General features: G+C 51.5%; 1 rRNA gene (cut by a window edge). It reads right to left on the bottom strand.

Features of this window, described 5'->3' with window-relative positions:
• Positions 1-1161 (bottom strand): 23S ribosomal RNA (locus OKC40_RS22050) (it extends 1819 nt beyond the left edge of the window).
• Positions 1162-1195 lie beyond the last annotated feature (34 nt).

The following is a 1195-nucleotide window of genomic DNA, read 5'->3' as shown; positions in this document are numbered from 1 at the left end:
GTGATGAATCCGCGGCTTCGGTGCCTGGTTTGAGCCCCGTTACATCTTCCGCGCAGGCCGACTCGACTAGTGAGCTATTACGCTTTCTTTAAATGATGGCTGCTTCTAAGCCAACATCCTAGCTGTCTGAGCCTTCCCACATCGTTTCCCACTTAACCAGAACTTTGGGACCTTAGCCGGCGGTCTGGGTTGTTTCCCTCTTCACGACGGACGTTAGCACCCGCCGTGTGTCTCCCGGATATTACTTACTGGTATTCGGAGTTTGCATGGAGTTGGTAAGTCGGGATGACCCCCTAGTCCAAACAGTGCTCTACCCCCAGTAGTATTCGTCCGAGGCGCTACCTAAATAGCTTTCGGGGAGAACCAGCTATCTCCGAGTTTGATTGGCCTTTCACCCCCAGCCACAGGTCATCCCCTAACTTTGCAACGTTAGTGGGTTCGGTCCTCCAGTTGATGTTACTCAACCTTCAACCTGCCCATGGCTAGATCACCCGGTTTCGGGTCTACACCTTGCAACTAGACGCCCAGTTAAGACTCGGTTTCCCTACGGCTCCCCTATACGGTTAACCTCGCTACAAAATGTAAGTCGCTGACCCATTATACAAAAGGTACGCAGTCACCCCGAAGGGCTCCCACTGCTTGTACGTACACGGTTTCAGGTTCTATTTCACTCCCCTCACAGGGGTTCTTTTCGCCTTTCCCTCACGGTACTGGTTCACTATCGGTCAGTCAGGAGTATTTAGCCTTGGAGGATGGTCCCCCCATATTCAGACAGGATGTCACGTGTCCCGCCCTACTCGATTTCACTTCAAGGTCGTTTTCATGTACGGGGCTATCACCCTGTATCGCTGGCCTTTCCAGGACCATTCCACTAACTTCCAAGAAACTTAAGGGCTAATCCCCGTTCGCTCGCCGCTACTGAGGGAATCTCGGTTGATTTCTTTTCCTCGGGGTACTTAGATGTTTCAGTTCTCCCGGTTCGCCTCGTTGCACTATGTATTCATGCAACGATACCTAGCTTATGCTAAGTGGGTTTCCCCATTCGGAAATCTGTGAGTAATAGCGTCTCTTACCGACTTCTCACAGCTTATCGCAGGTTAGTACGTCCTTCATCGCCTCTGACTGCCAAGGCATCCACCATGTACGCTTAGTCACTTAACCATACAACCCCAAGAAGTGTCGTCGAAACGACGCG

Source organism: Aeromonas sp. QDB11, assembly GCF_027705265.1.
Lineage (GTDB): Bacteria > Pseudomonadota > Gammaproteobacteria > Enterobacterales > Aeromonadaceae > Aeromonas > Aeromonas allosaccharophila.
The sequence above is the reverse complement of the archived record's forward strand: the minus strand, read 5'-3'. Positions and strand labels throughout refer to the sequence as shown.